This is a genomic window from Chryseomicrobium aureum, from assembly GCF_016909155.1.
Lineage (GTDB): Bacteria > Bacillota > Bacilli > Bacillales_A > Planococcaceae > Chryseomicrobium > Chryseomicrobium aureum.
In genome coordinates this window covers 84,281-90,456 of record NZ_JAFBFG010000008.1, presented here as the reverse complement: position 1 = coordinate 90,456, position 6,176 = coordinate 84,281, and the positions used below count along the sequence as shown (strand labels likewise).

At 39.2% G+C, this 6,176-nt stretch carries 4 protein-coding genes; 3 read left to right on the top strand and 1 reads right to left on the bottom strand.

The features are described 5' to 3' along the window. The first annotated feature begins 522 nt into the window (after positions 1 to 522). The 3 genes from JOD03_RS07815 to JOD03_RS07805 all read left to right on the top strand — a co-directional run bounded on the left by JOD03_RS07815 (position 523) and on the right by JOD03_RS07805 (position 4,829). Complete coding sequence (locus JOD03_RS07815) at positions 523 to 1,809, top strand: bifunctional folylpolyglutamate synthase/dihydrofolate synthase (RefSeq protein WP_204590291.1); 1,287 nt, start codon at positions 523 to 525, stop codon at positions 1,807 to 1,809. Between the two features lie 65 nt (positions 1,810 to 1,874). Next, entirely contained in the window at positions 1,875 to 3,047 is a 1,173-nt protein-coding gene (locus JOD03_RS07810) for a bifunctional folylpolyglutamate synthase/dihydrofolate synthase (RefSeq protein WP_204590290.1), read from the top strand. A 75-nt stretch (positions 3,048 to 3,122) separates the two neighbouring features. Beyond that, positions 3,123 to 4,829 (top strand): sensor domain-containing diguanylate cyclase, encoded by a 1,707-nt coding sequence (locus tag JOD03_RS07805; protein ID WP_204590289.1) that lies wholly within the window; start codon positions 3,123 to 3,125, stop codon positions 4,827 to 4,829. Positions 4,830 to 4,853: 24 nt separating this feature from the next. On the opposite strand, the gene JOD03_RS07800 is transcribed toward JOD03_RS07805, so the two are convergent. Continuing rightward, a complete protein-coding gene (locus JOD03_RS07800) occupies positions 4,854 to 6,083 on the bottom strand; it encodes a hypothetical protein (protein WP_204590288.1) in 1,230 nt (409 codons plus the stop codon). Positions 6,084 to 6,176 lie beyond the last annotated feature (93 nt).

The following is a 6,176-nucleotide window of genomic DNA, read 5'->3' as shown; positions in this document are numbered from 1 at the left end:
GCTGGTCCACCCGTTCAGTATGTCTTTCAGACATGGCCAGTAAAAGCGCCTTATAGGCGCAGAGCAAACCACCAGTTCTACTGGTGGTTATGATTTTTTAGGTACCTGTCCCAAAAACTATTCTGACATTCATGACTATTCACTAGATATACATTTTGAGGCCGCATTCTTATGTTAATTTCTGACTATTTATAAATTGTGTTGGAATTGTGCGGGTACCAGGTACCTTTTGGGAACTGTTGGTAATCGTTGAATGAATAGTGAAGGGAACCTTTCAAATGAAGTTGAGTGGAAAGGAGGGGTTGACTCCAGTGGGATTCCAGTCTGCCGTGAGATCCCGCAGGAGCCTGCGACGAGGAAGCTCACGCAGCGCCCACGGAAAGCAGCCCCGCAGTGGAACTCAACGTTTCAAAGTCGGAGTTTCTAGAGTGGCGATCTGCACATCTAAAGTGTGACATTTCGTGTCTCAAATTGTTATACTAAATCTGATAAGAAATCACCCACCAAGAGGAGACCAAATGCATGTACACTAACTTACAAGAATGCCTAGATTTCGTATTCTCCATTCGTACGAGCACTTACAAACGCACACCCCTAGAGATGATCGAGGATATCTTAAACGACCTCGGAAATCCACACCATACATTTAAAACCATCCACTTTGCCGGTTCGAACGGAAAAGGTTCCACATTAAATGCAGTTGACTCAATTTTAAAAGAAGCTGACCTACAAGTGGGTGTGTTCACATCACCACACATTCACCGCGTCAATGAGCGTATTCGTATTAACGAAGTGCAGATTCCAGACGACAAATTGCTTGATTACTTGAACCAAGTACTATCAATTGTCGAAACAAAATACGATGGCAAATATCCGACGTTCTTTGGCATTATCACAATCGTTGCGTACATGCACTTTGCGGAACAGCAAGTAGACGTTGCGCTGATTGAGACAGGAATTGGTGGTTTACGTGACTCAACAAACGTTATCACACCGCTCATCTCCGTTATCACAACAGTTTCATATGACCACACGGACGTCCTCGGCGAAACGATTCAAGAAATCGCGTCTGAAAAAGCGGGAATCATCAAGCCAGGCGTTCCAGTCGTTTCAAGTGTGAAAAATCCTGAAGCGCAAGTTGTCATTCGTGAAACGGCGGCAGAAAAAAATGCACCACTTCAACAATTAGAAGAGCACATGAAAGTATCTAATGTTCGATTAGAAGACGGGTACCAAGTGTTCGACTTAGAAATCGGGGAAGCCCGTTTAGAAAATATCGCACTTTCCATGTTCGGCATTCACCAAGCAGAGAACGCAGGCTTAGCAGTAACAGCTGTGAAAACGATCGCAGATTCGTTCAATGTGTCAGATGAAGCCATTTATGCAGGGCTGAAAAAAGCGAAGTGGGCAGGGCGCTTTGAGAAATTCGGCGACCATATCGTGATCGATGGAGCCCACAATCCAGAAGGCATGACAATGCTTCTGCAAACATTAACGGCCGTATATCCGGAATACAAGTATCACTTCCTTTATGCAGCTCTTGAAGAGAAAGACAATGCATCAAGTGTCGCGATGGTCGATCAAGTCGCAACAGACATTACGTTCACATCGTTCCACCACGCTGGCGCAACTCCAAAAGAAAAATTGATGGACTATTCGTCCCACACAGAAAAGTCAGCTGTTGATGACTGGAAAAAGGTTATCACAGACTTCCAATCGTCTCATGGAGAGACAGATGTTCTTGTCATCACAGGGTCTCTTTACTTTATGAGCGAAGTTCGGGAATACTTAGTAACTCTTAATCTGTAACAAAAATGAAAGGCTCGGATTCTTAGGAATGCGAGCTTTTTCAATTCGAAAAAGGAGATGAGACGATGAAAATCACTGGATTCGATACATACAAAAATCGATTCGGTATTGAGAGCCGTTCTGTGATCGAACCTGGCCTCGAGCGAATTGAGCGAGTTTTGGCTGCACTCGGTCACCCTGAACGTCATGACAAAATCATTCACGTTGCAGGTACAAATGGGAAGGGGTCCACAATTGCATTTTTAAAAGCACTTTGTGAAACACATAATCTTACATATGGAGCGTTTCAGTCACCTGCGATAGTTGATGTACATGATCAAATTGTAGTAAATGGTACTACAATCAGCGAGCACGAAATGAATTCGATTGTCGAGAAAGTATCAAAGGTAGAAGAAGCAAAGACACTAACGGACTTTGAGCTTCTCACGGTCTGCGCATTTTTGTTCTTTCAACAAAAAGAAGTGGAGATGTGGCTAGTTGAAACCGGAATGGGTGGTCGCTTTGATAGCACAAATGTCGTGCCAAACAGTACAGCAGTCATTACAAGCCTCTCGATTGACCACACCAATTTCTTAGGTACAACACTCGATGACATCGGCTCGCACAAAGCGGGCATTATCAAACAGAAGGCGAATGTCTTTGTACCAGAGTCGATTTATCTCGCGCCAATCGAAAAGGAAGTGGAAACGAAGAATGCAAGACTGAACATGATTGCACCCCTGGGCGATGAAATCGAAATTGCTTTGCTCGGCGACCACCAGCGAATGAATGCTTCACTGGCAGTTGCAGCTTTCCAATCATTAGTTGAATCTAATCCCGGTGCGATCGAGCAAGCTTTGAAAACCGCCTATATTCCATTTCGAATGGAGAAGATTGCAGAAAATGTGTACTTGGATGGAGCCCATAACTTAGAAAGTGCAGTCAAACTCGCTGAGACAATAAAAAAATCATTCAAAGGTCAATCTATCCATTTAATAATGGGAATATTAGCCGATAAAGAGTATAAGGAAATTTTAATAGCCCTGGAAGAAGTCGCAGATAAAATCACATTTGTCCAATTTTCTCATGAACGTGCACTTGATGCAAATAGACTAGTCGAATTATGTCGGATAGAAAATTGTGATTTGAAGAAAGTCGAAGATATAGTAATAAATTTAACAAACGATGGAAAAACAAGTACTTTTCTCACAGGTTCACTGTACTTTTTAACTGAATGGCGATTCAAAAAAAGCCAATAATGCCCGATGGATTTTTCTTATGGAGTGCTATAATTTTATTTGTCAGACAACTCTAAAAATGGAAGGCGGGAGACAATGGAATTCAGCAAGCGTACGAAACGTACCATCGTTTTACTTTATTGCTTTACCGCACTTCCACTCATGGCACTCCTTTTTCTCGCATTTCCTAGTCAACCAATCGACTGGCTGATTTTTTCGTTTATGTTCATATTGGCACTTGCAACAACTGCTATTCCATTCCATATCGGGGCAACAACAATATTCCTATCCCAATGGGTGACAGTTGCAGCTTTTCTGCAGTACGGGGCAGGTGTTGAAATGATTCTCGTACAATTTTCAATCTTACCGATGTTATTCCGCGTTCGTTTTTTAACAGATTTGCCGTATCGGATTTTATTTAATTCTTGGATGTTTGTTCTGGTCTCTTTAGTATCGGCTTTGGCGGCTCATGCAGTTGGGTACCAGCTCGGTACAACAGACATTGGAATGATTTTAATTGGAGCTAGTGTGTTTATGTTCGTAAGTTTAACAAGCAATCACATCATTTTATATACAAGAGACAGGATTTTAGGAAGTAAAGATAAATTCTTCTCACGCGATGCTCTTTGGGACTACACGGGAAGCTTAATTACATTGCCTTATGCGATATCACTATACGTGCTTCAAAATGAGATCGGTTGGATTGCCTTTCTATTACTAGGTATTCCATTTTTACTTGTTACCTATGTCGTGCGAATGTACAATACCGTAGAGCGTGCTAACCTTGCACTTTCGAAAGCCAGCGCATTTGGTCATGAAATGGCAGATCGCTTAAGTGTCAATCAAATTGTCGATATGTTTATGAAGCGAGTGGCAGAATTGTTCCCGCTCGATGCCATTTACATTGTTGATAATTTAAAAGGCCGCTACGTTGTACTCCGAGCTGTTGTGGACAAAGAAGAAGTTACAATTGAAGTAGATTCAGAATCGATACAGAACTCATTCATTCATTCTTATTTTAGTCGATCTGAAAAACAGTGCTTTAGTAAAGCTTCTGAGTGGAGAGAAGATGCGCCTGATTTTCTTGAGAAAGATATGAACAGCTTGTTAATTGTTCCTATCCATCGCAACAAAAAGACAGAAGGAATGGTCATTTTATCTGCGCGAAAGAAATATGCGTTTGAAAAATACCAGATGGACATTGTTCACTTATTATCGACGTACTTTGCAGTTTCTTTAGAAAAAGCAAAATACGTACACGCAGCTGTTGAGAAAAGTGAGACATGTGCTTTGACCGGACTTTATAATTATCGCTATTTAGATAAAAAGCTAGAAATTGAGCAAAACCGCTTAGATACGAATCCACATCTTTATTTATCTGCACTTATGTTAGATATTGACCACTTTAAACAAATTAACGATCAATATGGCCATCATGCCGGAAATAGTGTATTAAAAGATTTTGCGCGTTTATTAAAAAATCATGTTCCAGAGGATGGAACGATTGCACGCTATGGTGGAGAAGAGTTTGTCATTCTATTACCGCACATGACGAAACAAGATGCCGCTGAACTAGGCGAGAAGATTCGAAAAGAAGTTCAAATCACTCCTTTTTTAATAGATTCGGACCTCTCCAAAAATCGACAAGATGAAATCATTTATTTGACGGTCTCGATTGGTGTTTCAAATGCACCAGAAGATACCGATGAAACAATCACAATGCTACGAAACGCCGATCGCGCGCTCTACATTGGAGCTAAGCAGGCGGGGCGGAATCGTGTAGCGGAATACAATAGTAACTAAAAAAACAGCCGCATCGGCTGTTTTTTAGTTGTATTTGATTTTTGTTAGTGATGCCCATTCTATGGGAGTAATTGTGATGGATTGAGAAGAACTTGCATATTCAGAAGTTATACTTACAGAGCAGGCTGTCTCAAAACGAGCTTCATCTAAGTAAACAGGACCTGAGTAAGATTGATTTGTTTTATACTTTGCTGGATTAAATATTAATAGTTTACTATTATTTTCTAATATATAATTATCAGTTGGATCCCAAAATGAATTAAATACACACATCGTAGAGTTATTTAATGCTATAACTTTGTTTTTAGGTTTTTGAATAAAAATATCTTTAACTAAAATCTTCGAGTTAGTAAAAGATGTTTTAACTGCGCTAGAGTTTGAAGTGAAATTTAATATATTTGTTACTACATTGGCATTATAAACATAACTTTGATTGTGATTAAAAGTAATGGATTTTTCAGATAGAACAGTAATAGTGTTTTTGGCTAAATTAGTACCATCAAGATCCCCCTTTTTTTTGTTGTTTCTATTCTCAAGTTTTTCAAAACTAATAGCTTTTGTACTTAAAATATCTCTAGTATGAGGAGCTGTGTTATTTGCAAATTTTAATTCACTATTTGAACAAGCAAAATTTGTGCCACACATGAATTCATTAAATGTAATACCGACCACAGGAGTTCCTGCTGCAGTAGTGGTAATTGAATAGCTAATTCCTAGATTATCGGGTAAGTTAATTGTCAGATCAATTGAGTTTTCTTTACTTGAATCTCCAATTAAAGAGGTTCCATATACAGTTACGACTTTTTTATTCGATGAGATGAAATTTGCAACCTCATTTTGTAATGAATAAGTCGGATCAACTGAAGTGGATGTGTGGTAAGAGTTACTATCTACATCCTTATCTAAAGTTCTTAACAATTCTATAATCTCTATTGCTGTTGCAAGCTCATGTTTAGCAATCGATTCTTCCACTTTGTTATCGAATTGAATTCTGGTTAAATTCTTGTCTATGCTTTCCACATCACGCTTAAGTGTTTGTTGGTGACGAATAATAATTTCTGAGGTTTTTGCCTCGATATACTCTGCACCCATCTCGGCTACAGAGTAGGAGATGCTAGTTGTACTAGTATTTTTAATTTGCTTAGATTGATTTATAGATGCAACAGCAAACGAAGCAGTTACAAGAAACAACAACACTACTAAAACTAATGTTAGTAATAATGTGTAGCCCTTTTGATTTGTTAAGAAATTCATGATTTCTCACTCCACTCATGGAATATAATTACTATTAGTATATCAAAAGAGATAGGTCTATAGGTATGATATTCTGGAATGTAAAAATAACGA